A 505-nucleotide genomic window follows, 5' to 3' on the forward strand; every position below is an offset into this window, starting at 1 on the left:
GAAACTTAATTGGAACACAATCGCGTCTGGCTAAGGCGTGAAAGTCTACTGAGGGATAACTGCTCCCATGCTCCCGTTGAAGTAGAAAGTAAAGTCTAGTTTTGTCTAGGTTTTATATAGCAGAATAATAAACCTAATACTTGATAGAGTTGTATAAAAAAAACGAAAATCATCTTTTGTGAGTTACATTTCTATCAAGTGTTCGCCAATTAACAATTACAAAATAAGAATTTGAAGATTGAACATTCTGGCTTTTTTTAGTTCATTAATTAAATCTATTGGTAGCTTATGGCACGTTGGAAAAACAGTATTGGGTATTATTTTCCGCCATCCCATTACTGGTACTAGCGTGATTCCCATTTTACCTGATGGTAGAATTGTTTTGATTCGTCGCAGTGATGATGGTTGTTGGTCTTTACCGGGAGGAATGATAGACTGGGGAGAGGATATTGCTAGTGCAGTTTGTCGAGAATTAAAGGAAGAAACTGGACTAGAATTATTAAAA

At 35.8% G+C, this 505-nt stretch carries 1 protein-coding gene; it reads left to right on the forward strand.

All coding sequences use genetic code 11. From position 1 onward, the window contains the following. Window positions 1-238 precede the first annotated feature (238 nt). A partial coding sequence (locus tag FFR48_RS28410; RefSeq protein ID WP_137669628.1) for an NUDIX hydrolase occupies window positions 239-505 on the forward strand: 267 nt, incomplete at its 3' end.

Source organism: Sphaerospermopsis reniformis (assembly GCF_005402885.1).
Taxonomy (GTDB): domain Bacteria; phylum Cyanobacteriota; class Cyanobacteriia; order Cyanobacteriales; family Nostocaceae; genus Sphaerospermopsis; species Sphaerospermopsis kisseleviana.